The sequence below is a fragment of the Morganella psychrotolerans genome (genome assembly GCF_965118875.1).
Taxonomy (GTDB): Bacteria; Pseudomonadota; Gammaproteobacteria; order Enterobacterales; family Enterobacteriaceae; genus Morganella; species Morganella psychrotolerans_C.
Genome location: NZ_CBCPJD010000053.1, coordinates 1 through 1,192, shown reverse-complemented (window position 1 = coordinate 1,192; position 1,192 = coordinate 1). Strand labels below are relative to the sequence as shown.

The window sequence follows — 1,192 nt, the reverse complement described above, 5'->3', positions numbered from 1 at the left end:
AGAAGTGATTCATTTCAGCGACAGTCAGCGCGGCTATCTGTATGACATGCAACTGCCGCTGAACAGCCCGTCAGGCATGAATGATAATGGCGCTGAAAGTGTCTGGGCGCTCTCCCTGCGTCATCAGGTCGTCGAAAAAAGTGTCACGACAAAAGACTATAACCACCGTCAGGCACAACAGCCCCTGGAGTCCGCCGAAACCGATATAACACGCGGGGATAATGATGAGATAAATTACGGCGATGTCTACCATTACCGTGCCCGACACCTTGAGCGGGGGGACAGATATAAGCCGGAAACTGAATCCGCCCATTTCTGGGCAAAACTGGATCATGAGCGGTTTTCAGCAAAACAAACATTACTGCGCGGCAAAAGTAATGCCGCAGCGTTAACGCCCTTAATGGTACTGCGCATCAGTGATAACCATTTGCCCTCTGTCCTGCCGGCCGATTTTCAGTCTGAGATTTTAATCACGCGTTTACATTTTTCCGCCGCCCGCAGCCGGGCACTGGTGATCCATTTCGATGCCGCACCCTATGCTGAACGCCTGTGCTGGCGCCCTGAACTCATACCCCGCCCTGTAATTGCCGGCACACTCATGGCGCGCATCACCAGCGCCAAAGACAACGATATTTACGCTCACCAGGATGAACACGGTTTTTATTGGGTTAAATTTGATGCCGATCGTGATGAAAAAGCCACAGGCTATGAAAGTATGCCGGTGCGCCTTGCCAAACCGTACGCCGGTGATACCTACGGGATGCATTTTCCCTTAATTCAGGGGACCGAAGTGGCGGTTGCGTTTCACGAGGGCGATCCTGACCGGCCGTATATCGCCCATGCCCTGCATGACTCTTATCGCCCTGATCACATCACCGATAAAAATAACACCCGCAATATTATCCGTACCCCGGCCAACAACAAATTACGGATGGAAGACAAGCGCGGACAAGAGCACATCAGGCTCAGCACCGAATACGGGGGAAAATCCCAGCTCAGTATCGGTCATCTGGTTAATCAGGGGCGTGAAAAGCGCGGGGACGGGTTTGAACTTCGCACGGACAGCTGGGGGGCTATCCGCGCCGGTAAAGGGCTGTTTATCAGCACTGATTTACGTGCCAAAGCCTCGTCTGAACAACTGGATATGCGAGAAGCCCGTCAGCAACTGGATGATGCCCTTAATTTAGTGAGT

1 protein-coding gene is annotated in these 1,192 nt (G+C 52.6%); it reads left to right on the top strand.

What is annotated here, in order from left to right; genetic code table 11:
* Nucleotides 1-1,192: type VI secretion system Vgr family protein (locus ACMHKJ_RS19275; RefSeq protein ID WP_413496457.1), on the top strand; the 1,192-nt coding region annotated here is incomplete at both ends.